The organism is Allobosea sp. MMO-172, assembly GCF_037147855.1.
In the GTDB taxonomy this organism is placed as follows: Bacteria; Pseudomonadota; Alphaproteobacteria; order Rhizobiales; family Beijerinckiaceae; genus Allobosea.
Genome location: NZ_JBBCUM010000013.1, coordinates 109,741 through 133,455 on the forward strand (window position 1 = coordinate 109,741; position 23,715 = coordinate 133,455).

Annotated in this window: 25 protein-coding genes; 9 read left to right on the forward strand and 16 right to left on the reverse strand. The window is 66.3% G+C overall.

Going from position 1 to position 23,715, the window contains the following annotated elements:
• Nucleotides 1-25: 25 nt before the first annotated feature.
• The 3 genes from yacG to WFK61_RS18975 all read right to left on the reverse strand — a co-directional run bounded on the left by yacG (nt 26) and on the right by WFK61_RS18975 (nt 1,737).
• Entirely contained in the window at nt 26-232 is a 207-nt protein-coding gene (gene yacG, locus WFK61_RS18965) for a DNA gyrase inhibitor YacG (protein WP_336813641.1), read from the reverse strand.
• Nucleotides 225-1,046: an SDR family NAD(P)-dependent oxidoreductase gene (locus tag WFK61_RS18970; protein ID WP_336813642.1), complete on the reverse strand. Its 822-nt coding sequence runs from the start codon at nt 1,044-1,046 to the stop codon at nt 225-227. The genes yacG and WFK61_RS18970 overlap by 8 nt, the downstream gene beginning before the upstream one ends.
• An 82-nt stretch (nt 1,047-1,128) precedes the next feature.
• Nucleotides 1,129-1,737, reverse strand: coding sequence for a Maf-like protein (locus WFK61_RS18975; RefSeq protein WP_336813643.1), 609 nt, complete (start codon nt 1,735-1,737; stop codon nt 1,129-1,131).
• 294 nt (nt 1,738-2,031) lie between these two features.
• Between WFK61_RS18975 and WFK61_RS18980 the strand changes: the two genes are divergently transcribed.
• The gene (locus tag WFK61_RS18980; RefSeq protein ID WP_336813644.1) at nt 2,032-2,415 is read left to right on the forward strand and encodes a hypothetical protein; all 384 of its coding nucleotides are present in this window, start codon (nt 2,032-2,034) and stop codon (nt 2,413-2,415) included.
• Between the two features lie 14 nt (nt 2,416-2,429).
• On the opposite strand, the gene WFK61_RS18985 is transcribed toward WFK61_RS18980, so the two are convergent.
• From WFK61_RS18985 to WFK61_RS19000, 4 genes are all read right to left on the reverse strand, one after another.
• Nucleotides 2,430-3,272: a CDP-alcohol phosphatidyltransferase family protein gene (locus WFK61_RS18985; protein ID WP_336813645.1), complete on the reverse strand. Its 843-nt coding sequence runs from the start codon at nt 3,270-3,272 to the stop codon at nt 2,430-2,432.
• A 220-nt stretch (nt 3,273-3,492) separates the two neighbouring features.
• Nucleotides 3,493-4,251, reverse strand: a complete 759-nt coding sequence (locus WFK61_RS18990) for a phosphatidylserine decarboxylase (protein WP_336813646.1) — start codon at nt 4,249-4,251, stop codon at nt 3,493-3,495.
• Between the two features lie 101 nt (nt 4,252-4,352).
• Entirely contained in the window at nt 4,353-4,772 is a 420-nt protein-coding gene (locus WFK61_RS18995) for a hypothetical protein (protein ID WP_336813647.1), read from the reverse strand.
• Nucleotides 4,773-4,940: 168 nt separating this feature from the next.
• Nucleotides 4,941-6,851 (reverse strand): ABCB family ABC transporter ATP-binding protein/permease, encoded by a 1,911-nt coding sequence (locus WFK61_RS19000; protein ID WP_336813648.1) that lies wholly within the window; start codon nt 6,849-6,851, stop codon nt 4,941-4,943.
• Nucleotides 6,852-7,017: 166 nt separating this feature from the next.
• Between WFK61_RS19000 and WFK61_RS19005 the strand changes: the two genes are divergently transcribed.
• Nucleotides 7,018-7,356: a hypothetical protein gene (locus tag WFK61_RS19005; protein ID WP_336813649.1), complete on the forward strand. Its 339-nt coding sequence runs from the start codon at nt 7,018-7,020 to the stop codon at nt 7,354-7,356.
• Between the two features lie 156 nt (nt 7,357-7,512).
• Here WFK61_RS19005 and cimA read toward each other — a convergent pair whose 3' ends face one another.
• The 3 genes from cimA to cysS all read right to left on the reverse strand — a co-directional run bounded on the left by cimA (nt 7,513) and on the right by cysS (nt 11,289).
• Complete coding sequence (gene cimA / locus WFK61_RS19010; protein WP_336813650.1) at nt 7,513-9,111, reverse strand: citramalate synthase; 1,599 nt, start codon at nt 9,109-9,111, stop codon at nt 7,513-7,515.
• A gap of 103 nt (nt 9,112-9,214) precedes the next feature.
• Nucleotides 9,215-9,832: a hypothetical protein gene (locus WFK61_RS19015; protein ID WP_336813651.1), complete on the reverse strand. Its 618-nt coding sequence runs from the start codon at nt 9,830-9,832 to the stop codon at nt 9,215-9,217.
• Entirely contained in the window at nt 9,829-11,289 is a 1,461-nt protein-coding gene (cysS, locus tag WFK61_RS19020; protein WP_336813652.1) for a cysteine--tRNA ligase, read from the reverse strand. The genes WFK61_RS19015 and cysS overlap by 4 nt, the downstream gene beginning before the upstream one ends.
• Nucleotides 11,290-11,618: 329 nt before the next feature.
• Here cysS and WFK61_RS19025 point away from each other — a divergent pair, with 329 nt between their 5' ends.
• Complete coding sequence (locus WFK61_RS19025) at nt 11,619-11,948, forward strand: hypothetical protein (protein WP_336813653.1); 330 nt, start codon at nt 11,619-11,621, stop codon at nt 11,946-11,948.
• Here WFK61_RS19025 and WFK61_RS19030 read toward each other — a convergent pair.
• Both WFK61_RS19030 and WFK61_RS19035 read right to left on the reverse strand, forming a co-directional pair.
• Nucleotides 11,932-12,609 (reverse strand): hypothetical protein, encoded by a 678-nt coding sequence (locus tag WFK61_RS19030; protein WP_336813654.1) that lies wholly within the window; start codon nt 12,607-12,609, stop codon nt 11,932-11,934. The two genes, WFK61_RS19025 and WFK61_RS19030, sit on opposite strands and share 17 nt — an antisense overlap.
• Nucleotides 12,609-13,073 (reverse strand): CreA family protein, encoded by a 465-nt coding sequence (locus WFK61_RS19035; RefSeq protein WP_336813702.1) that lies wholly within the window; start codon nt 13,071-13,073, stop codon nt 12,609-12,611. The genes WFK61_RS19030 and WFK61_RS19035 overlap by 1 nt, the downstream gene beginning before the upstream one ends.
• A gap of 111 nt (nt 13,074-13,184) precedes the next feature.
• Here WFK61_RS19035 and WFK61_RS19040 point away from each other — a divergent pair, with 111 nt between their 5' ends.
• Nucleotides 13,185-13,799: a GNAT family N-acetyltransferase gene (locus WFK61_RS19040; RefSeq protein WP_336813655.1), complete on the forward strand. Its 615-nt coding sequence runs from the start codon at nt 13,185-13,187 to the stop codon at nt 13,797-13,799.
• Here the strand turns inward: WFK61_RS19040 and WFK61_RS19045 are convergent.
• Nucleotides 13,780-14,313 carry a hypothetical protein gene (locus tag WFK61_RS19045; RefSeq protein ID WP_336813656.1) on the reverse strand — a complete coding sequence of 178 codons (534 nt, stop codon included), beginning with the start codon at nt 14,311-14,313 and terminating at the stop codon, nt 13,780-13,782. The genes WFK61_RS19040 and WFK61_RS19045 overlap by 20 nt on opposite strands.
• A gap of 85 nt (nt 14,314-14,398) precedes the next feature.
• Nucleotides 14,399-15,409, reverse strand: a complete 1,011-nt coding sequence (locus tag WFK61_RS19050) for a fumarylacetoacetate hydrolase family protein (protein WP_336813657.1) — start codon at nt 15,407-15,409, stop codon at nt 14,399-14,401.
• Nucleotides 15,410-15,471: 62 nt separating this feature from the next.
• On the opposite strand from WFK61_RS19050, the gene WFK61_RS19055 reads away from it, so the two are divergent.
• Nucleotides 15,472-16,557 carry a TRAP transporter substrate-binding protein gene (locus WFK61_RS19055; protein ID WP_336813658.1) on the forward strand — a complete coding sequence of 362 codons (1,086 nt, stop codon included), beginning with the start codon at nt 15,472-15,474 and terminating at the stop codon, nt 16,555-16,557.
• A gap of 22 nt (nt 16,558-16,579) precedes the next feature.
• Nucleotides 16,580-17,077: a MarR family winged helix-turn-helix transcriptional regulator gene (locus WFK61_RS19060; RefSeq protein ID WP_336813659.1), complete on the forward strand. Its 498-nt coding sequence runs from the start codon at nt 16,580-16,582 to the stop codon at nt 17,075-17,077.
• 124 nt (nt 17,078-17,201) lie between these two features.
• On the opposite strand, the gene WFK61_RS19065 is transcribed toward WFK61_RS19060, so the two are convergent.
• The gene (locus WFK61_RS19065; RefSeq protein ID WP_336813660.1) at nt 17,202-18,152 is read right to left on the reverse strand and encodes a phosphoribosylaminoimidazolesuccinocarboxamide synthase; all 951 of its coding nucleotides are present in this window, start codon (nt 18,150-18,152) and stop codon (nt 17,202-17,204) included.
• Nucleotides 18,153-18,430: 278 nt separating this feature from the next.
• Between WFK61_RS19065 and WFK61_RS19070 the strand changes: the two genes are divergently transcribed.
• Nucleotides 18,431-19,585, forward strand: a complete 1,155-nt coding sequence (locus tag WFK61_RS19070; RefSeq protein ID WP_336813661.1) for a DUF2865 domain-containing protein — start codon at nt 18,431-18,433, stop codon at nt 19,583-19,585.
• Nucleotides 19,586-19,773: 188 nt separating this feature from the next.
• Entirely contained in the window at nt 19,774-21,099 is a 1,326-nt protein-coding gene (locus WFK61_RS19075) for an MFS transporter (RefSeq protein WP_336813662.1), read from the forward strand.
• Nucleotides 21,100-21,221: 122 nt separating this feature from the next.
• On the opposite strand, the gene gltX is transcribed toward WFK61_RS19075, so the two are convergent.
• On the reverse strand, nt 21,222-22,562 hold the full coding sequence (gltX, locus tag WFK61_RS19080; protein WP_336813663.1) for a glutamate--tRNA ligase: 1,341 nt from the start codon (nt 22,560-22,562) through the stop codon (nt 21,222-21,224).
• 152 nt (nt 22,563-22,714) lie between these two features.
• Here gltX and WFK61_RS19085 point away from each other — a divergent pair, with 152 nt between their 5' ends.
• A complete protein-coding gene (locus WFK61_RS19085) occupies nt 22,715-23,659 on the forward strand; it encodes an outer membrane protein (protein WP_336813664.1) in 945 nt (314 codons plus the stop codon).
• The last annotated feature ends 56 nt before the right edge of the window (nt 23,660-23,715 follow it).

Genomic DNA, 23,715 nt, shown 5'->3' on the forward strand with positions numbered 1-23,715 from the left:
GGAACTCAATCCATGTCGTGGCGCTTCAGTCCTCGCGCTCGCGCTGCTGCGGCGCGCCTTCTTCCGCCTCGTCGATGGGTTCGCCGGGAATGACGTAGCTGCCCTTGAGCCAGCGGCCGAGGTCGATATCGGCGCAGCGCGAGGAGCAGAACGGCTTGAAGCGCGCGACCGCCGGCTTGCCGCAAATCGGACAGGGCTTCGGGGCCGGCGGGGCGTTGTCGTTGTCAGTCATATTTGAGCGTGATTCCTCCATCGACGACGAGCTCGATGCCGGTGACGTAGCGGGCCTCGTCGCTGGCGAGGAAGAGCGCGGCATTGGCCACGTCCCAGGCCTCGCCCATATGCCCCATCGGGACCTGCGCCGCGCGGGCGGCCCACATCGCATCGACATCGCCCTTGCCGTAGACGTCGGCCAGGCCGGCGGAGTGCTCGACCATCGGCGTCTTCATCAGGCCGGGCAGGATCGCGTTCACGCGGATCTTCTGCGGCGCATATTGTACGGCGGTCGTGCGGGTGAGCTGGTTCAGCGCCGCCTTGGTCGCGGAATAGCTGGCATAGGGTACGCCGGTATGGCGGATCGAGGCGATCGACGAGATGTTGATGATCGATCCGCCCTCGCCCGTCTCCTCGAACTGGCGCTGCATCACCGGGATGACGTGCTTCATCGCCAGGAAGGCGCCGGTGAGATTAACCCGGAAGACGCGCTCCCAAACCTCCTCGGAGAGATCGACGACGCTGCCGACCTCGGCGATGCCGACATTGTTGTCGAGGATGTCGATGCGGCCATAGCGGCCGAGCGCCTGGCCGACGAGCCCGGCGACCTGCTCCGCCTTCGTCACATCCGCCTGCAGGGCGAAAGCCTCGCCGCCCTCGTTGCGGATGATGCCGGCGGTCTCCTCGGCCGCGTCGCGGTTGATATCGGCGCAGACGACCCTTGCACCCTCGCGAGCGAAGATCGTCGCCGTCGCCTTGCCATTGCCCCAGCCCGGCCCGATCGACCCCGCCCCGGCCACGATCGCGACCTTGCCGCTCAGACGTCCCGTCATCTCAGCTTCCCTCTCATCGACGCGTTTCCCGGCCGCAAGATCAGCCGCGAGGCGCGATCAGGCAACCCGCATCGGCGCCGTGTCAGGCTGCGTTCATCCAGCCGAAGCGGATGGGGAAGCCTTCGCCGCCCAGGAGATTGACCGTCTCGTAGAGCGGCAGGCCGACCACGCCCGTGTAGGAGCCGACGAGCTTGACGACGAAGGAGCCGGCAATGCCCTGCACGGCATAGCCGCCGGCCTTGCCGCGCCATTCGCCGGAGGCGAGATAGGTCTCGATATCCTCGGTGGAGAGGCGCTTGAAACGCAGGCGCGTCTCGACGATCCGATCCCGGATCGCACCCGAGGGCGTCACCAGCGCGACGCCGGTATAGACGCGATGCGCGCGGCCCGAGAGCAGACGCAGGCAGGCCGCCGCCTCATCGACGATCTCGGCCTTGGGGAGAATGCGCCGGCCGACGGCGACCACCGTGTCGGCGGCGAGAACATAGCAGCCTTCGAGGTCGGCCCGCGCCCTGGCGCCCTCGCGCGCGGCCTGCGCCTTCTCGCGCGCCAGCCGGCGGGCGAGATCGCGCGGGCGCTCGCCCTTTAGTGGCGTCTCATCGAGATCGGCAGGCAGAAGCGCGTCCGGCTTCAGCCCGGCCTGCTCCAGCAGTGCGAGGCGGCGCGGCGAGGCCGATGCGAGAACGAGCATCGGCCGCCAGCCGGGATGCTTGGGAGAGGAGAAAAGGCTCAACAGGCTGCTCGACAGGATTGGGGCGCCGGGATCGGTACCGGATCAGCCTTTAGAGCATTTCGGCAGCCCGATAAATCCACCCGGAAACGCGAAGCCGGCTGAGTGCTCCCCATTTGAGCACCCGGCCCGGCTGCCTGAAATCCATGCGGGGCACTGGTATACCAGGCATTGCCAAGCCGCGCCGTTGACGGCAGACTTCCCTCCCCTCGGCGCTCCGCTCTCTGGTGGCGCCGATCTACCGGAGTTTCCCTCATGGCCCGCACGCGCAAATCGACGGGCTCCGCCCTTGCGACCGGGGCGGAGGCGCAGGTTCTCGCGGCCCGCCTGATGTCGATGCAGGCGGAGGCCGGACTGACCATCGCGATGCGGATGCCGCTGCTGATGAAGGGCGCCTTCGGTGACAGCCGCGGCCAGCGCGAGGCGACCAAGGCCGTGACGGAAAAGGTCTCTGCCGTGCTTGAGAGCAGCTTCGCCGCCACGCAGGCGACGGCGGCCTTCTGGTGGGGTCTCGCGCTCAACCCGCTCGGGCAGGTCGATCTGGCGACGGCGGCAGTCAAGGCTGCCGACAGCACGCTGGAGCCCTTCGCCCGGCGCACCCGCGCCAATGCGGCGCGCCTCAGCGGCTATCGCCGCTAAGGCTCAACTGACGATCAGCCCTGGCTTTCAGGCGCGGCTTCCGTCACGGGCAACGACGCCTGCTGCGCATGCTCGCGCTCCAGCTTGCGGTAACGCGCGACGCTGACGGGAATCAGCGCGAGATAGGCGATCACGACGACCGCCAGCACCTCGAAGGTGTAGGCGAAGAGCAGGCCGGCGACGATCACCACGGCAACGAAGATCGGCAGCACCTGATTGCGCGGAACACGCGTGCCGAGCGTCTTGCCGGCATAGCAGGGGATACGCGAGATCGTCAGGAAGGCGATGAACAGGATGTAGATGCCGACGAAGAGCGCGCCGTATTCCTGCACGGGCACGCCGATCATGTGCAGATAGACCGGCAACATGGCCGTGATCGCACCGGCCGGGGCCGGCATGCCGACGAAGAAGTTCTTCTGCCATTCCGGACGATCGGGATCGTCGATCATCACATTGAAGCGCGCGAGACGCAGCGCCATGGCACAGGCGAGGGTCAGCACGATGATCCAGCCGAACGACTTCAGGTCGTGCAGGACGAAGATCCACAGGACGTAGCCGGTGGCGACGCCGAAATTGACGAAATCGGAGAGCGAATCGAGCTCGGCGCCGAAGCGCGAAGTGCCCTTGAGCATGCGGGCCAGACGGCCGTCGACACCGTCAAGTGCCGCCGCAATCAGGATGCAGATCGTCGCCGTTTCGAGCTTGCCCTCCACGATAAGGCGCATCGCGGTGAGGCCGAGGCAAAGCGCAAGCAGCGTGATGACGTTCGGCGCCAGCAGCCGGAAAGGAATCGGCTTGAAACGGGCACGCTTGGATTCGGCGCGCTCGGGCTCGAAGGGAGGGAACAGGTCGCTCATGTCAGCCGGAATACGCGGTTTTGGGGGCGCAGGCTAGGCACCGACACATGTCATCCCGCACGCGCTGCGGCGCGCAGTGCCGCGGCACAGATGCGGGATCGTCATCCGGAGAAGGGGTTCTTGTCGGCAGCGTCGAGGATGGGCGCCCCATTCGGCGGGCGATCCCGTGTCTGCGCAGCGGCATTCGCATGCCGCAGCGCGCACGGGATGACACTCTTCCTCAGATATCGCGGAAGCTGCGCGCCACCGGCTCGTTGCCAGTCAGATCGGCGAGCACGGTCTCGCCGGCGATCGCGGTCTGGCCCTCGCCGACCAGCGGCACGACATGGGACGGCAGGTAGACGTCGACGCGCGAGCCGAAGCGGATCAGGCCAAAGCGCTCGCCGGTGCCGAGCACATCGCCTTCCTTGACGAAGGGCACGATGCGGCGCGCGATCAGGCCGGCGATCTGGACGACACCGACGATGCCGGACTTGGTCTCGATCGCCAGCGCGTTGCGCTCGTTGTCATCGCTCGCCTTGTCGAGCTCGGCATTGAGGAAGAGGCCGGGCGTATAGGCGATCTTGGCGATGCGGCCGGGCACGGGGGCGCGGTTCACATGGCAGTCGAAGACGTTCATGAAGATCGAGATGCGGGTCATCGGCTCCGCCGGCAGCTCAAGCTCCGGCGGCGGCAGCGACTGCGCGATCTGGCTGATGCGGCCATCGGCGGGCGAGATCACCAACCCCTCGCGTTGCGGCGTGACGCGGATCGGATCGCGGAAGAAGTAGCAGATCCAGATCGTGATGATCGCGCCGATCCAGCCGAAGGGCGACCAGAGATTGGCGAGGATGATCGTCGACACGAGGCCGATCGCGATGAAGACATAGCCCTCCTTGTGGATGGGCACGATCACCTTGCGGACGGAATCGACGAGAGACATGAGGCGGTTTCCGTTGGGCTGCCGGCGCCGGGCGCACGGGAATGGCTTGGTCGCCACCGAAGGCCGGCAGCGAGCGTTGCGCTGATTTAGGAGGTTCCGGCGCGAAGGGAAAGCCCCGGTGCGCGCCGGTGGACGGCGCGATGTCGCAGCCGTCCCGGTCAGGCTGCCCGGTGCGGCACCTGGACGAAGCGAACCGCCGCCTTCCAGGTCAGCAGGGCGAAGACGACGAGGACGATGCCCTGAGCGATGCCGAAGGGCGGCTCGGACTGCGTCGGCGCCAGCGCATGCAGGGCCGGAACCTTGCCGAAGAGCTGCGCGACGAGCACGAAGACCAGCAGGTAGAAGGAGAGCACGGCCATGATCGCGTAGACGCGGCGCCAGCTGCCTTCAAGCCGTCGTCCATAGAGCGCGTAGGCCGCGATCGCGACCAGCACGATATGGATCGCGCCGACGATATGGGAGGGCAGCACGCCGTTGAACGGAAAGCCGAAGCCGGTCGTGCTCGTGGCGAAGGCCGTGGACAGGAAGATTCCGGTCCAGCCCGGCCGCGTGTGCCCCTGGAGCAGCCCGGCGGTCACCGGAAATCCGGCCACGATAGCGATCAGGCTCAACCAAGTGTGGAAACCTACGAACGTGGTCGGATCGAACATGGCAGCCCCCCAGCTTCACCTTGCCGGGGCAGCATGCAGGAAACAGATCGCAGTTGCGAGCGGTTTCAAACTGGCCGGCGCGTGCCGGCCCAGCTTTTAGGTCAGCGTTACCCGGACGCTCTCGCCCTCGGCCTCGGTCGCGCGCTGGAGTGTGGCCTTGGCCTCGTCGACCTCGCGCTGGCGGTTCCACATCGCGGCATAGACGCCGTCAGCGGCGAGGAGATCGCGATGATGGCCACGCTCGACGATTTGGCCCTTGTCGAGCACGATGATCTCATCGGCATTGACCACGGTCGAGAGCCGATGGGCGATGACCAGCGTCGTGCGGCCCTCGCTGACCCGATCGAGCGCGTCCTGGATTTCCTTCTCGGTGAAGGAATCAAGCGCCGAGGTCGCCTCGTCGAGGACGAGCACCGGCGGGCCCTTCAGGATGGTGCGGGCGATGGCGACGCGCTGCTTCTCGCCGCCCGAGAGCTTCAGGCCGCGCTCGCCGACCGAGGTCGCATAGCCTTCCGGCAGCAGGCGGATGAAGCGGTCGATCTGGGCAAGGCGCGCGGCCTCCTCGACCTCGGCCGTCGTCGCCTCGGGGCGGCCGTAGAGGATGTTGTACTCGATGGTGTCGTTGAACAGCACCGTGTCCTGCGGGACCATGCCGATGGCGGCGCGCAGCGAGACCTGCTGGACATCGGCGATCGGCTGGCCATCGATCAGGATGCGGCCTCCTTGCGGCTCATAGAAGCGGAAGAGCAGGCGCGAGATCGTCGATTTGCCGGCGCCGGACGGGCCGACGATGGCGACGGTCTGCCCCGGCAGGACCTTAAACGAGACGCCGCGCAGGATCGGCCGCTCCGGCACATAGGCGAAATGCACGTCCTCGAAGGCGACCTCGCCGGCCGGGACCGCCAGTGGCTTTGCACCGGGCTTGTCCTGAATCTCGGGATCGCGGCCGATCAGCGAAAACATCTGGGCGATGTCGAGCGTCGCCTGCTTGATCTCGCGATAGACCGTGCCCATGAAATTCAACGGCAGGTAAAGCTGGATCAGCATGGCGTTGATCAGGATGAGGTCGCCGACCGTGTTGGTGCCGGCCTGGAAGCCGCGCACCGCCATCACCATAGACAGCGTCAGCCCCACCGCGAAGATCGCGGCCTGCCCGAAATTCAGCCAGGCGAGCGAGGTGTAGGACTTGATCGAGTTGCGCTCGTAGCGCGCCATCGACTGGTCGTAGCGCGCGGTCTCGCGGGCCTCGGCGCCAAAATACTTCACCGTCTCGTAGTTCAGCAGCGAGTCGATCGCCTTGGCGTTGGCGTCGGTATCCGACTCGTTCATCGCCGAGCGGATGGCGATGCGCCACTCCGTCGCCTTGATGGTGTAGGTCATGTAGGCCGTGACCATCGTGACCAGCACGACGACGTAGCGCCAGTCGAACAAATAGAGCAGCACGGCGATGATCAGCGCGACCTCGATGATGACCGGCACGAGCTGGTTGAGGCCGAGGCGCACCATCTCCTCGATGCCGTTGCGCCCACGCTCCAGCACGCGGGTGAGCCCGCCGGTTTTGCGCTCCAGATGGAAGCGCAGCGAGAGGTGGTGGAGGTGACCGAAGGTCTGGAGCGCGAGCGTGCGCACCGCATGCATGAAGACCGGCGCGAAGATGGCGTCGCGCATCTGGACGAAGGCGGCCGCGCCAACGCGGGCAAGGCCGTAAAGCACCGTCAGAGCCAGCGGCGCACCCACGAGCCAGGGCAGCCATTTCTCCAGATTCGAATAGGTGCCGGCCAGCGCGTCCGTCACCCATTTGAAGGTGAAAGGCACGCCCATCAGCACGAGCCGCCCGCACACCATGAGCGCGAAGGCCGCGACGACGCGGCCGCGCAGATCGCCACGCTCCGCCGGCCAGAGATAAGGCCAGAGCGCGTGGAAGGTGGCGAAGAAGCCGGAACCCGGCTGGATGACGGCAGAGCGATGGAAGCTCGGCGCCGGGGGCGGCGCTGACGGCGCGGACATTTTCAAACGATTCCAGTTGGCGCGTTCATATAGCGCCATTGCCGGAGAATGTCGTTGCGTGGGGAGCATGCGGCGGGCTGCCCGAAAGCTGCCTTGCCATCGCCCTATGACGGGTATCTGATCCCGACCCTGGCGCTCGACGCCCGCCATCAGGGAAGGAAACACCATGAAGGCTCAACAGCTTGTCGCCTCCGGGCTCGGCATCGCCGCCGCCCTCCTCCTCGCTCTACCCGCCACGGCGCAGAATTCCCGGCCGCATCCGCAGATCACGATCACCAACCAGCGCACCGTGCCGCTCAGCAATTTCGCGATCGCGACGCCGGGCGACCAGCCCCGCCTCGTCGCCAAGCTCGCCAAGCCGCTGGCGCCGGGCAAGAGCGTCGCACTCAAGCTCAACAAGCCTCAGGGCTGCGCCTATACGGTGCAGGCGCGGTTCGACGACGAAGCGGAAAGCGACGCCGATATGGACCTGTGCAAGGATCGCGTCATCCGCCTGACGGAGTGAGGACCTAACACCTCCCACCCCGTCATCCCGGACAAGCGGCGAAGCCGCGCCGATCCGGGATCCATGCCGGAACCTTTCCGGCAAAGGTTCAGGCATGGATCCCGGGTCTGCGCTTCGCTCCGCCCGGGATGACGAGCGTTTTCGGCGGGAAGGTTCTCAAGCCGTCGCACCGGCCTTGACCAGCTTGTAGGTGATCGAGTCGACCAGTGCCTGGAATGAGGCATCGATGATGTTGGCGCTGACGCCGACCGTGGTCCAGCGCTCGCCGGTCTCGTCGCCCGACTCGATCAGCACGCGCGTGACGGCATCGGTGCCGCCCTGGAAGATGCGGACCTTGTAATCCACGAGGCGCAAGCCGCCGATCAGCGACTGGTAGCGGCCGAGATCCTTGCGCAGCGCGATATCCAGCGCGTTGACCGGGCCGGCATCGCCCTCGGCAGCGGAGATCAGCAGGTCGTCACCGACCTTCACCTTCACGATCGCCTCGGAGAAGGTGACGAGTTCGCCGAGCGCATTGTAGCGGCGCTCGACATTCACGGCGAAACGCTCGACCGCGAAATAATCCGGGACTTCGCCGAGGATGCGCTTCACCAGCAGGAAGAACGAGGCGTCGGCGCCCTCGAAGGCATAGCCCTGCGCCTCCTTGTCCTTGACCTCCTGCAGCACGCGGTTGAGCCGCGGGTCGTCGCGGCCGAGCGTGACGCCGATGCGCTCCAATTCGGCGACGAGGTTCGACTTCCCGCCCTGATCGGAGATCAGGACCTTGCGGGTGTTGCCGGTCGCTTCCGGCGCGACATGCTCGTAGGTGCGCGGATCCTTCAGCACGGCCGAGGCGTGGATGCCGGCCTTGGTGGCGAAGGCCGAGGCGCCGACGAAGGGCGCGTGCCGGTTCGGGGCGCGATTCAGCATCTCGTCGAGCGCGCGCGAGACATGGGTCAATTCGCCGAGCTGGTCCTCGCTGACGCCGAGCTCGAAGCGGCCGCGATAGCGCTCCTTGAGCTTCAGCGCGCCGATCAGCGTGACGAGATTGGCATTGCCGCAGCGCTCGCCCAGACCGTTGAGCGTGCCCTGAATCTGACGCGCACCGGCCTCGACGGCGGCCAGCGAATTGGCGACGGCGCACCCGCAATCGTCATGGGCGTGGATGCCGAGATGATCGCCCGGCACGGTCTTGGCGACCTCGCGCACGATCGCGCCGACCTCGTCCGGCAGCGTGCCGCCATTGGTGTCGCAGAGCACGACCCAGCGGGCGCCGGCCTCATAGGCCGTGCGGGCGCAGGCGAGCGCGTAGTCGGGATTGGCCTTGTAGCCGTCGAAGAAATGCTCGCAGTCGAGCATCACCTCGCGGCCGGCGGCCTTCGCGGCTTCGACGCTCTCGCGGATGCCGGCGAGGTTCTCCTCCAGCGAAATCTCCAAGGCGACATGGACGTGATAGTCCCAGCTCTTGGCGACGAAGACGATGGCGTCGGCCTTGGCCTCCAGCAACGCGGCGATGCCGGGATCGTTGGCGGCCGAGCGCCCTGCCCGCTTGGTCATGCCGAAGGCGGCGAATTTCGCCTGCTTGGTCGCCTTCTGCTCGAAGAAGGCGGTATCCAGCGGATTGGCGCCGGGATAGCCGCCCTCGACATAATCGACGCCGAGCCGGTCAAGCAGGCTCGCCACCGCGCGCTTGTCGTCGAGCGAGAAGTCGACGCCCGTAGTCTGGGCGCCGTCGCGCAGCGTCGTGTCGAAGAGATGGACGCGTGCCGCGCTCATCGCTCCCGCCTCAATTTGAAGCGGACGACGCGCGGCACGACCATCGCCAGCATGACCAGCTTGATGGCGAAGGAGAGCGAGCCCGCCGGGCGAATCTTCGAAGTCATGGCTTTTCATCCAGCGGAGCCGGAAGCCGCCGCAGATCGACAGGAGTTTCGGGATCGATCTCGCCAATCATCGCCGGCTTGAGATCGTAGAGGGAGGCGACCGCTTCAAGCGCCGCCGGCGCATCGACATTGATGCCCCAGGAGGAGACCGTGCGCACGAAAGCGCGGGTCGTCATCAATGTGACGGGGTAGTCGATTTCCAGGAACAGGCCCGGGACCTTGCGATCCTCGTAGAGCACGACAGCCGAAGACACATCGTCCGGCCGCCAATGATCGACGAATTCACGCAAGGCGAGCTCGCCCGAATTGCGCAGCCCCGATTTCAGGCGAGCATCCTCCTCCGGTGTACGGGCACGGGCACGCAGCGCCGCAATGCCCTCGCCGACGATGGTGGGCACACGCATCAACGCATCGCCCTCCTCCGCGATCCAACGCCGGATCTCGGCCGCATATGGCTTGCTCTCGTCACCGACCAGCTCGTCCTCGACCCGGTCGACGAGGACGATGCGACGGTTGAGCCGCACCAGCATCGGCAGGAGGCCGGCCGCCGCCAGACGCAGGAGCGGCCCGGCATCGGCAATGACGATCGGCTCCCGCGAGGCGCGCGTCATCATCGCTTCATCTCCCAGGTCGTCGTCGGCTCGCCGGTGGCAGGGTCCTTGCCGTCCTTGAGGGCGATGCCCATCGCGGCGAGCTCGTCGCGGAGGAGATCGGACTCGGCGAAGTTCTTCGCGCGGCGGGCGTCGAGGCGGGCGGCGATCAGGCGTTCCACCTCGGGCGCAACGACGGCGGGAGCTGCCACCTCCGGCAGGGCGATGCCGAGCAGGTCGAGGCCGGCCAGCAGTGCCGGCAGGTCGCCCGCCTTGCGCAGGGCATGCAGCTCGGCCAGCACGCGGGCGGTGTTGAGATCATCCGCCAGCGCGTCGAGCAGCTCGACCGAAGGCTGGGATGCCTTCGAGCCCTGCGCGGCTTCCGCCCAGTCCTGAAGCGTCTTCTCCGCCTCCTCCAGCGCCTTCACCGTCCAGTCGATCGGCTGGCGGTAATGGGTTTTGAGCATCGCAAGGCGCAGCACCTCCCCCGGCCATTTGCGGCCGCCGAACACATCCGTTTCCAGCAGCTCGTTGATGGTGACGAAGTTGCCGAGCGACTTCGACATCTTCTCGCCTTCGACCTGCAGGAAGCCGTTATGCATCCAGATATTCGCCATCAGCGGCTGCCCTTCCGCGGCGCCGAAGGCGCAGCAGGACTGCGCGATCTCGTTCTCGTGGTGTGGGAAGACGAGATCGATGCCGCCGCCATGGATGTCGAAGACGTTCTTCTCGGGATCGTCGCAGGAAAGCCCGCCGCCGAAGGGCGTCAGCAGCTTCGCCATCGACATGGCCGAGCACTCGATATGCCAGCCCGGGCGGCCGGGCGTGGCGATGCCGGCCGGCGACGGCCAGCCGGGATCGATGCCGTCGCGGCTCGGCTTCCACAGCACGAAATCCATGGCGTCGCGCTTATAGGGCGCGACATCGACGCGGGCGCCGGCCAGCATCTCGTCGAGCGAGCGGCGGGCGAGCGTGCCGTATTTCGGCGCCTTGACGAGATGGGCGACGGCCGGAACGTGGAAGAGCACGTGTTCCTCGGCGACATAGGCGACGCCGCGCGCGATCAGGCGCTCGATGATCGCCTTCATCTCCTCGATATGCTCGGTGGCGCGGGGCTCCGTCGTCGGCCTCAGCGTGCCGAGCGCGTCGATATCGGCATGGAACTGCGCCGTCGTCGTCTCGGTGACCTTCGCAATCGCCTCGTTCAGCGGCAGGCCGGGATAATCACGCGCCGCGCGGGCGTTGATCTTGTCGTCGACGTCCGTGAGGTTGCGGGCGTAGGTGACGTGATCGGCGCCGTAGATATGGCGCAGCAGCCGGTAGAGCACGTCGAAGACGATGACCGGGCGGGCATTGCCGATATGGGCGTAGTCGTAGACCGTCGGGCCGCAGACATACATGCGGACATTCGACGAATCGATCGGCGCGAAGTCCTGCTTCGTCCGCGTCAGCGTGTTGTAGAGCCTCAGGGTCGGCGACATCGGGGCTAAATCCTGGGAAACGAACGGCGAAATACGAAAGGGCGACCTGGCCGCTGGCCGGGGGCGCTTTTGTCGGTTCGTTTTTCAGGACGAGGACGTGAGCAGCCGGCCAGCGAAAGCTAGCGGCAAATAATGCAAGTGCTGTTGATGGCGGCTCGCGTCATGATCGGAACTGATTGCCTTTCCGCGGGCTTTCCGTCAAGAGGGCGCCCGATTGCTGCAATGCAGCATTGCCTCAAGATTGCCGCGGTTCATTCAAATTTAACCGGCCGGAACCATCCTCCCGATTCGCGGGTTCTGCGCCCGCAACCCATCAGGAATCAGAATTCATGCGCCGCGCCGTGGCTCTCGTCGGACTGTTCGGGATCGCCATCGCCGGCATTTCGCTGTCGGTCATGCCGACCAGCCGCTCGGTCGCGGCCGCCAACGAGCCGCGCACCTTCCTGATCCCCGCCAGCGACGGCTACGGCGTCGCCGACTGCATCTCGACCAAGGCCGAATGCGGCAAGATCGTCGCCAATGCCTGGTGCGAGTCGCAAGGCTTCGGCAAGGCGGTCGCCTTCGGCGTCGCCAACCGCGAGGACTTCACCGGCTCGGTGACGAAGCCGAGCCCGGCCCAGGCGGCCGAGCAGCCGCTCAGCATCACCTGCGGCGAGTAAGAGCGTCCTTGCGCTGCGTCTCCCACCAGTCGCGCTGCCAGTCGAGATAGCCCAACAACTCTCCCTGGCGGCGTTCGAGCACCTCAGTCCAGCCCGTTTCCTCCATCGCGCCCAGCATCGCGAGATAACTGTCGACCCGCCACTCTTCTCCCGGCAGCGCGAAGAAGATGTGGCGCAAGCGCAATTCTCGCAGGTTCTTGCTCGGCCTTGCGGGAAACACCCTCTCAACGACTCTGCGTAGAATGCGCCCCTCGCTCACATATCGGCCGAATGGCATCAGATAATCATCGAGCCACTCGCCCGGGCCGGTGTCGGAAAATGCCGAAAGCGGCTTTCGTCCCTCCAGCATCAAGGCAAGCTCGAAACCGGTATGGACGAGATAGGGAACGCTCCGGAGCGGGTGCCATGCCTGGAGGCGGATCGTGCCTATGCCCTGGGGAAACGCGAAACCCGCGAATGCCCATAAAGCCGGCAAGTCCTCGGTATCGAATTCGTAGTTCCGCTCGATATCCGGATCGTCTTCGGCATCGCCACCGATCAGGCTTCGCAAGCCGGCGAGATCGTCGAGCCGAAGCATCGCTTCCAAAATGGGGCAGCCCGTAGCCGGGTCCAGCGCCTGAAGGATGAACCGACGCGGCGAGGCGACAACCGCCCCGCCCACTACTTAATCCATTCCGAGCATTTCGGCGGCTCGCCCGAGGTGCCCCAGGGCATGATCGGAACGGTCGAGGTCGAGTTCTGCGGCGAACCGTCGATCAGCTTGTCGGTATAGACGAGATAGACCAGCACGTTGCGCTTGGCATCGCAGCCGCGGACGATCTGCATCTTCTTCCAGACCAGCGAACGGCGCTCGCGGAAGACGACATCGCCCTGGTCCGCCTTTTCCTTGAACTTGATCGGGCCGATCTGGCGGCAGGCGAGCGAGACCTCGGAGACCTCCTCGGCCAGTCCGAACATGCCGGAGACGCCGCCCTTCTCGGGCACGGTGTAATGGCAGGCAACGCCCTCGACGATGGGATCGTCGACGCCGTAGACGGCGAGCTTGTCGTTCGGCGTCAGCATCTTCCAGACCGTGGATTTCCTGAAGATCAGGTCTTCCTGCGCCGAGGCCGGCGACAGCATCATTCCCGACAGGGTGAGGGCCAGCGCGGCCAGGACCCAACGACTAAGCAGCATTCCCATTCTCCAGGCGCGTTCCAGCTTGGCGCCGGTCAGGATATGGGAAGCCGAACGGCAGTGCACCAGAGCTTTGCACCGCACACCATCGATCTGCGGATCACGACCGGGACGAACCACACCATGCTGCCGGGACTGGAGAGCGATAGGCTGCTGCTGCGCCCGCGAAGCCTCGCGGACCTCGACGCCATCGTCAGCATGAATGCCGATCCGCAGGTGATGAAGCATATCGCCGCCGTCGGCGACCCCGCGATGAAGCGCGATGCCGTCGCGGCGCGCAGCTTCAACCATGTCGGGCGCGGGCTGGGCTACTGGTCCGTATTCGCGAAGGCCGAGCCCGATGCCTTCCTCGGTTATGTCGGGCTCATCCCCGATGGCGATGCGGCCGAGGACGTCCAGCTGAGCTACCGCTTCACGGTCGCAAACTGGGGCCAAGGTTATGCGCGGGAAACCGCGGCGCGCCTGCTGCGGCATGGTTTCGAGACGCTCGCGCTGGCGAGCGTCGCCGTGACCACGCATCCGCTCAATCTGGCCTCGCTGCGTCTGGCCGAACGGCTGGGTTTCCAGCCTGCGCCGATGGACCCGACGATCCTGATCGGCGATCCCGCGGTGATCGCCACGCGCTTTCGCCTGACCGGCGAAGCGTGGCGTGGCCTCAACCCGCCAGCGGCTTGAAGACGAGATAGGCGGCGGCGAGCGCGCCGATCACGCCGAGCGCGAAGAGGACGAGCTTCAGCCGCGTCATCGTGCTGGCGAAGGCGACATTGCCGCCATCGACCTGCGGATAGCGGTCAAGCATGCGCGCCAGCGCGAAATTCTCGGCAACGTCGCAGAGCCCCCCAAGCAGCCAGCCACCGCCACAGAGCGCCGCGACCCACCAGGGCTGGCCGCGCAGTCCAAGGCCGGCGACGATCAGTGCGCCCACGATCGCGTAGGTGAAGGCGCAAGCGACATCCGCCGGCAGCACGCGGTTGCGATAGCGGGCGCGCTTGTCCTCGCCGTAGATCGTGAAGAGCTTCTCGACATCGGCGATAGTGTAGCCGTCCCAGTCGCCCTCGAGCATGCGCGGCACGCCCTGCCGGTTCGACCAGAGGCCGACCGCCCAGAACAGCACCACCACCAGCACCGGCCCCCAGATGAAGAAGGCCAGCGGAATGGCGGTGGAATAGAACGGCACGGTCTCGGTCATGGCGTCTCGGTTCTCGCGTCTGGCTTGGGGCGTGAGGTTATCCGGCCGCCCGGCTGCCGCCAAGACGGGGCAGCCGGGACGCCGATCAGCCCAGCGGCAGGATTTCCTGCTCGATCGCGCCGAAGATCGAATGCCCCGTTGCATCCTTCATTTCGATGCGGATGGTGTCGCCGAAGCGCAGGAACGGCGTCTTGGGTCCGCCACCCCGGATCGTCTCGACCATGCGCTGCTCGGCGATGCAGGCATAACCCTGCCCGCCTTCCGCCACAGGCCGGCCCGGGCCGCCATCGGCATCGCGATTCGAGACCGTGCCGGCGCCGATGATGGTGCCGGCCGAAAGGCGGCGCGTCGCGGCGGCATGTGCGATCAGCGTGCCGAAATCGAAGGTCATGTCGGTGCCGGCATCGGGCTTGCCGAAGAGCGTGCCGTTGACCTGCGCCAGCAGCGGCAGATGCAGACGGCCGTCACGCCAGGCATTGCCCAGTTCCTCCGGTGTCACCGCCACCGGGGAATAGGCCGAGGACGGCTTCGACTGGACGAAGCCAAAGCCTTTCGCGAGTTCGCCGGGAATCCGGTTCCGCAAGCTTACATCGTTGACGAGCATGACGAGGCGGATCGCTCCGAGCGCCTCGTCGCGACTCGCGCCCATCGGCACGTCGCCGGTGACGACCGCGATCTCGGCCTCGAAATCGATGCCGTCCTCCTCGCTGCGGGCCTGCACGGCCTGACGCGGACCGAGCGATGCATCGCTGCCGCCCTGATACATCAGCGGGTCGGTCCAGAAGCTCTCCGGCATGGTCGCTCCCCGCGCCTTCCGGACGAGGTCGACATGGTTCACGTAAGCCGAGCCGTCGAGCCACTGATAGGCGCGCGGCAGCGGCGCGGCGCAGTCATGCTCATGGAAGCGGAAGGACGGGACCGAGCCATGCTCCAGCCCCTCGGCGAGATCGGCCAGGCGCGGCGCATTCCGCTCCCAGTCGTCGAGCGCCGCCTGCAGCGTCGGTACGACGGGGAAGGCATCTGTGGCGCGGGTGAGATCCCGCGAAACGACGACGAGACGGCCGTCACGGCCATGCGCGAGCGAGGCGAGCTTCATGTCTTTTCATTCCTTCCCGGACGCGCCAATAAGGGCATAACAATCCCTCGGGAGGAAACCATATGGAACGTCGCAGCTTTTTGAAATCGGGGGCGCTGGCCGCCGCCGCGACGGCGGTCGCGATGCCGGCGGTCGCGCAGTCGCAGCCCGAGGTGAAATGGCGCCTGACGTCGAGCTTCCCGAAGTCGCTCGACACGATTTTCGGCACGGCGCAGCAGTTCTCGAAATATGTCTCCGAGGCCACCGACGGGAAGTTCGAGATCCAGGTCTTCGCGCCCGGCGAGATCGTACCCGGCCTGCAGGCGCTCGATGCGGTCTCGTCCGGCACGGTCGAATGCGCGCATTCGCCGACCTATTTCTATATCGGCAAGGACCCGACGCTGGGTCTCGGCACCGGCATCCCGTTCGGCCTCAACGCCCGCCAGCAGCATAGCTGGTGGTTCTTCGGCGGCGGCGAGCAGATCGTGAACGGCGTGCTCGACCGCTTCAACGCCTATTCGATTCCCTGCGGCAATTCCGGCTGCCAGATGGGCGGCTTCTTCCGCAACGAGCTCAAGAGCATCGACGACCTCAAGGGCCTGAAATTCCGCATCGGCGGCATGGGCGGCGCGGTGCTCTCGAAGCTCGGCGTGGTGCCGACCCAGATCGCGCCCGGCGACGTCTACCCGGCGCTGGAGCGCGGCGCGATCGACGCGGCCGAGTTCGTCGGCCCCTATGATGACGAGAAGCTCGGCTTCATTCGCGTCGCCAAATACTACTACTATCCCGGCTGGTGGGAGGGCGGCGCGATGCTGCATCTCATCATCGGCAAGGACGCCTGGAACAAGCTGCCGAAGCACTACCAGGCGATCGTCCAGCATGCCTGCGAGGCGGCCAATAACTGGATGCTGGCGAAGTACGACGCGGTCAATCCGGGCGGCCTGCGCCGGCTGGTGGCGCAGGGCGCGCAGTTGCGCGGCTTCCCGCTGCCGGTGATGGAAGCGGCGCTGAAGGCGGCCGAGGAGTACTATGCCGAGACCAGCGCCAAGAGCGCGGACTTCAAGAAGGGCTACGATTCGATGGTCGCCTTCCGCGGCGAGAACCTGCTCTGGTGGCAGGTGGCAGAACTGTCCTACGACTCCTTCATGAACAGGCTGAAGGCGCGCTGAGGCGCGCCTTCCTCAAATCGCCATGACGACGAAACCGCCCGCCGATCCCGATGCCAAGGCGCTCCATCTGGAGCGCTTCCTGCCCTATCGCCTCAATGTCGTCGGCACGCTCGGCGGCCGCGCGCTCGGCCGCATCTATGGCGAGCATTTCGGGATCGGCATCCCGGAATGGCGCGTGGTGGCGCAGCTCGGCGAATTCGGCAAGCTGACCTCGCGCGACATCGGCGAGCTCGCCCAGATGCACAAGACCAAGGTCTCGCGCGCCGTCGGCGAGCTGGAGAAGCGCGGCCTCGTCTCGCGCACGGAGAACCGGCAGGACCGCCGCGAATCCTTCGTGACGCTGACCGCGGCGGGCAAGCGCATCTACGACCAGATCGTGCCGCTGGCGCTCGGCTTCGAGGCGCGCTGGATCGAGGGCATCGCGCCCGACGAACTCAAGGTGTTCGAGCGCGTGCTCTCGACGCTGACCGAGCGCGGCCGGCACCTCGCCGGCAATTACCGCGAGGAAGACGGGGCCTGAGCGGGTAGCGGCCGTCATGCTCGGGCTTGACCCGAGCATCTCATGACACGGAAGCTCTGGAGCTTCTTTCTGCCTGAGTTTCTCGGGTCTGCGCTTCGCTCCGCCCGAGAACGACGAGTGTGGCTTAGAAATACTTCGCCAGATTGCGACGGATACGCTGCGCCGGGTCCTCGCCTTTCGGCGGATGGGCGAAGGCGGTGCCGGTGATCGCCTCAAAGGCCCGGACATAGACCGCGGAGGTCTCGTCGATCAGCTCCTGTGGGATCGGCGGCAGGTCCTGCGTATAGGGGTCGCAGCGGGCGACGACCCAGTTGCGCACGAAGTCCTTGTCGAAGGATTCCGGCTTGCCTCCGGCGGCGAAGCGCTCGGGGTAGCTTTCGGCGAACCAGTAGCGGCTTGAATCCGGCGTATGAATCTCGTCGGCCAGCACGATATTGCCCTCGGCATCGGTGCCGAACTCGTATTTCGTGTCGGCGAGGATCAGGCCGCGTTCGCGGGCGAGCTTCTGGCCGCGGGCGAAGAGCGCCAGCGCATAGGCCGAGACCGTGTCCCACTGGGCCTGGGTCAGCAGGCCCTCGCCGACGATCTGCGCGGCCGAGAGCGGCTCGTCATGGCCGCCGTCGAAGGCCTTGCTGGTCGGGGTGATGATCGCCTGCGGCAGCGCCTCGTTGTCGCGCAGGCCGTCCGGCAGTGTCATGCCGTACATCTCGCGCCGGCCCTGCTTGTACATGGTCAGGATCGAGGTGCCGGTCGTGCCGGCGAGATAGCCGCGCACCACCATCTCGACGGGCAGGATCTCCAGCCGCTTGCCGACGACGACGTTCGGGTCCGGATATTCCAGGACATGGTTGGGGCAGATATCGGCCGTCTGCTCGAACCAGTAGCGCGCCGTCTGCGTCAGCACCTGGCCCTTCAGCGGGATCGAGGCGATCGCGCGGTCGAAGGCCGAAAGCCGGTCGGTCGAGATCAGGATGCGACGGTTGTCGGGCAGATCGTAATTCTCGCGGACCTTGCCGCGATAGTAGTTCGGCAGCTCCGGGATGACGGCTTCGTGAAGAGGCAGATAGTCGGACATGGGCGGAACTTGCCTCATTGGCGCTGCACGGAAGGCCGGCGCGGACGGGCCGCTGCCGCAGGTCTTCTAACCAGATCGGAAGTTTTCCACCACCGGCGCGGCGCATGCGTCCCCGGATTGCTGCGCCCGGCCGGATGTGGCATGCGATGCCCTCGCGATGGAGCACCCGCGCGGCCTGCGAGAGGCGCGGCTCCGCTCCATAGTTCCGTCGTGTTTGGCGGGTGTTCTAGACCACAGTTTGCGAACAGAGCCGGCCCGCCGGCGCGACTATGGATGACGTGACCCGACCTGCGATGATGCTGCGACTTACCAGACGCTTCGGCATGGCCCTCGTGATGCTGGCGGCCCTCGGTGGCACCGCGCTCGCGCAGTCGGCATCCTGCAACGCCTGGCGCGCCGAGCTGGACAGCCTGCAGGGCCAGAGCGGCGCCGATCCGCGCGCGGCGCAAGCCGCCCAGCGCGTCGGCGCCCAGCTTGCGCAACTGAGCAACCAGTACCGCTCCATGGGTTGCGACCGCGGCTTCAGCTTCTTCGATTCGCCGCCGCCGCAGTGCAACTTCATCCGCCAGCAGCTCGGCCAGCTGCAGAATCAATACGGCGCGCTGCAGCGCCAGGCGCAGGGCGGCGGCCTCGAGCAGCGCCGGGCCCAGCTCATCGCCGCGATCAACAACAATTGCCGGGCGCAGCCGCGCGGCTTCTTCGACACGATCTTCGGGCGCGACCCCGCGCCCGGCACGCTCGATTCGACCCTGCCCGAGCTCGATCCGGAACAGCCGGTCGAACCGGCGAAGCCGCGCCTCGGCGGCCCGCAGACCGTCTGCGTGCGCACCTGCGACGGCTATTTCTTCCCGCTCGCCAACAATGCCGGCAATGGCGACGAGATGTGCCAAGCGCTCTGCCCCGGCACAGAGACACTGGCTTATGGCATGAGCACGGGCGGTGACATCCAGAATTCCGCCTCCCGTTCGACCGGCCAGCCCTATTCCTCGCTGGCCAATGCGGGGAAATACACCCGCAGCTTCGATGCCGCCTGCACCTGCCGCGGCCAGGGACAGAGCTGGTCGGCGGCCCTCAAGGATGCCGAATACCTGCTCGACAAGCGCAAGGGCGACGTCATCCTGACCGAGCAGCGCGCGGCCGAACTCTCGCGCCCGAAGGCCGATCCCAAGCGCAAGGGCGCCACCGCGGCCCCCGCGCCTGCCCCAGCGCCGGTTCCGGCCGTGCCTGACGAGAAGCCGATGCCGTCCGAGGATTCGCCGACGGCAGGTACCGAGTCGGCCGGCGTCGGCCCCGATATCGTCGGCGAGAAGGTGCTCGACAAGAAGGACGGGCTGAAGAGCGAATCGCAGAGCTCGACCGGCGAGCGCCGGACGGTGCGGATCGTCGCGCCCAACCTCGCGCCGAATCTGAGCCCGCAGGTCGCGCGACCCTGACGCAAAAAAGTTCCATGCACATTACGCATGGAAGACCAATCGAGAACGACGCGATCACTTCTGGACGCATGGCCGCAACGGCCGCATAAGAGGCCATCCAAGCCGCCTCCGGGAGGCCGCCAGACCCGTCCCACGGCTTCATCGTGCCGCGCGCCCGCTTCTGACGCTCCCCAGCTCAGAAGGCCGCCATGTCAGACACGACTGCGACACCTCCCGCCCATCCCATCCAGTTCGACGACGCCAAACGCCGCCTGAAAGCGATCTTCATCGGCTCGGTCGGCAATCTCGTCGAGTGGTACGATTTCTACGCCTACACGGCCTTCGCGCTCTATTTCGCGCCGGCCTTCTTCCCCTCGCATGATCCGGTGGTGCAGCAGCTCAACGCCGCGACATTGTTCGCGGCCGGCTTTATCGTGCGGCCGATCGGCGGCTGGCTCTTCGGTCACCTCGCCGACCGTTACGGGCGGCGCCTGTCGCTGACCGTGTCCGTCGTGATGATGTGCTTCGGCTCGCTGATCATCGCGGTGACGCCGACCTATGCGACGATCGGCTTCGCGGCGCCTGCCCTGCTGGCGCTGGCGCGCATCATCGAGGGCCTCAGCCTCGGCGGCGAATACGGGGCGAGCGCGACCTATCTCTCGGAGATCGCCGATCCAGAGCATCGCGGCTTCTATTCCAGCTTCCAGTACGTGACGCTGATCGGCGGGCAGCTTACCGCGATCCTCGTGCTGCTCCTGCTCCAGAACGTCTTCCTGACGCATGAGCAGCTGGTGGAATGGGGCTGGCGCATCCCCTTCGTCATCGGCGCGATGCTCGCCGTCACCGCCATGCTGATGCGCCGGCACATGCACGAGACCGAATCCTTCGAAGCCGCCAAGGCGACGATGAAAAAGAAGGAAAGCTCGCTCAGGGGCCTGCTGAAATATCCGCGCGAGGTCGCGATCGTGGTGGGACTCACCGCTGGCGGCACGGCGGCCTTCTACACCTTCACCACCTACATGCAGACCTTCGTCAGGCAGACGGTCGGCCTCTCCGATATGACCACGACCTATGTGATCGCGGGCTCCCTGATCTTCGCGGCGGTGCTGCAGCCGATCTACGGCATGATCTCGGACAGGATCGGCCGCAAGCCGATGCTGATCTTCTTCGGATTGGCGGGCTCGCTCCTGACCGTTCCGATCCTGACGGCGCTGGCCGACACCAAATCGGCCTTCACCGCCTTCCTGCTGATCTGCGGTGCCTGGATCTTCACGGCCGGCTACACCTCGATCAATGCCGTGGTGAAGGCGGAACTGTTCCCGACCGCGATCCGCGCCACCGGCGTCGCCGTGCCCTATGCCGTCACGGTCTCGATCTTCGGCGGCACCGCGCCTGCCATCGCGCTGTTCTTCAAGCAGCAGGGCCACGAGCAGTGGTTCTACTACTACCTCGCCGGCGTCATCTTCCTGTCGTTCCTGGTCTACGCGACCATGCGCGACACCAAGCACGCCTCGGCGATGGAGCGGCATGAGTGAGGCACGGCTACTTCACACGTCATGGTCGGGCTTGTCCCGACCATCCACGTCTTCCTTCATCCAATGCGGTGTTCAAGACGCGGATACTCGCCACAAGGGCGAGCATGACGGGGTGAGAGTCGTCAAGCGCCCTCGCCGGCCAGCCGCCTGAGCGCCTTCTCGCGCCCGATCAGCGGCAGCAATGCCGCCAGTTCCGGGCCATGGTCGAGCCCGGTCAGGGCCTGGCGCAGCGGCATGAACAGCGCCTTGCCCTTGGCGCCCGTGGCCGCCGCAACGGCTTGCGTCCAGCTCTTCCAGGTCGTGGCATCGAAGGGCTCGTCCGGCAGCAATCCTGCCGCCGTCGCGGCAAAGCCGGCATCGGCGATCACCGGCGCGAGCGGCCCCTGCACCACGCGCCACCACTGGGCCCCCTCATCCAGCTTGGCGAGATTGCCGCGCACGGCCTGCCAGAACGCCTCGTCGGCCGGGACGCCCAGCGCCTTCAGCCGATCCTCCACCACCGCGAGCGGCAACTGATGCAGCGTGCGGGCGCTCAGCGTCTCCAGCTCGTGCTCGTCGAACTTGGCCGGCGCGCGCGAGACATGGGCAAGCTCGACGAGGCCTGCGAGCTCGTCGAGGCTCGCGACCGGGCGGACTGCGTCGGAGGTGCCGACCAGCGTCGCCAGCGCCGCCACGGCCAGCGCCTCGACGCCGGTCTCGCGCAGGCCGCGCAGGGAGAGATGGCCGAGGCGCTTGGACAGCCCCTCGCCACTCGCGGTCGTCAACAGGTTGTGGTGGCCGAAGGCGGGCAGGCTCGCACCGAGCGCCTCGAAGATCTGCGCCTGCACCGCGGTGTTGGTGACGTGGTCCTCGCCGCGAATGACATGGGTCACGCCGGTCTCGATATCGTCGACCACGGAGGGCAGCGTGTAGAGATAGCTGCCGTCCTCGCGCACCAGAACCGGGTCCGACAGCGAAGCGCAGTCGACATGGGAGGCGCCGCGTACGAGATCGTCCCAGGCGACCTCGCGCGCTTCCAGCAGGAAGCGCCAATGCGGCTTGCGCCCCTCCGCCGCGAAGGCCGCCTTCTGCTCGTCGGTGAGCTTCAGCGCGGCGCGGTCGTAGATCGGCGGCAAGCCGCGGGCGAGCTGGCGCTTGCGGCGGCGATCCAGCTCGTCGGCCGTCTCGTAGCAGGCATAGAGCCGCCCTGCCCCACGCAGGCGATCGGCGGCGGCATCATAGATCGCCAGCCGTTGCGACTGCTTGATCACCTGATCGGGCGCGATGCCGAGCCAGCCCAGATCCTCGGCGATGGCATCGGCATATTCCGCTTTCGAGCGGGCGATATCGGTGTCGTCGTAGCGCAGCAGGAAGCGGCCGCCATGCCGGCGGGCGAACAGCCAGTTGAACAGCGCCGGCCGGGCGTTGCCGATATGGAGATAGCCGGTGGGCGACGGCGCGAAGCGAACCAGAGGCGATGTCATGGCCGGCTTATGGCGCGTTTGCCGGCAGGCGACAATCCGGCGCCGCAGCGGAATTCCGCATCGTTAACCCGACATTAGGGTTACCAAGGCATGAATTGGACCCAGAGCGGGTTGAACCGGGTGGAACCGGACCGCCGCTCGGGGAGATCAGGATGCGCATCCGTTCCATCGCGCCAGGCATCGGACTTATCGCTATCGCCGCCACGGCTCTCGCCGCCCCTGCGCTCGCCGCCGATTATCCGGTGCTGCGTGGCTCGCAGATCGAGGACGCACCGCCGGCCCCCTCCTTCGGCGCGCCGAACTGGGGCGGCTTCTACTTCGGTGGAAGCGCTGGCTATGTGGCCGGGGAGTTCGATGCTGCAAAGCAATCCCGGACGCTCACCAGCGAGGCATTTGGGAACGCCGTCGTCAGAGATGCGGGCACCGGCCTCTACAATTTCGGTAAAGCGAGCAAGGACAAGGTCAATTTCGGCGGGTTCATTGGCTACAACACCGCCTTCGGCGACGCCATTCTCGGTGTCGAAGCCGAGTATCTGCGCCTCAACATCCAGACAGATCAGCGCGGCTCGAACGGGGCGGTGTTCCAGAATCTCTTCGCGACCACGGTCCAGTCATCTCCATCGACCGAGCCGCTCAATACGCTGACGGCGATTGCGGTAGGCGGACACACGACCAACAAGATCGACGATCTGGTCATGCTGAAGGCCCGGGCAGGCTATGCACTCGGCAATTTCATGCCCTTCGCCAATATCGGCCTCGCCGTCGGCCGCGTCTCGACCAACGCCGCGATGGGGCAGGCGCACCAGACGATCGAGAACTATTCGAGCTACAATACCGCCCTCGTGAACGGCGCGATAACCCGCACGACCTTTGCAGGCTTCAATACGATTGCCCGACCGGACGGTACCGCCTCGGCGGGAGCGACGCAGATTTCGTCCGGCTACGTTCCGGGCATCGTGTTTGGCGCCGGCATCGACGCGCTGATTGGCGACAACATTCTGTTCCGCGCAGAGTACAACCGCATTTACTTCAGCGAATACAAGGGCGTGAACGCTGTCATCGACACCGCCCGCGTCGGTGCGGGTCTCAAGTTCTGATGCAAGCATCCACAGCTTGAAACGAAAAGGGCCGGTGCGGATCGCACCGGCCCTTC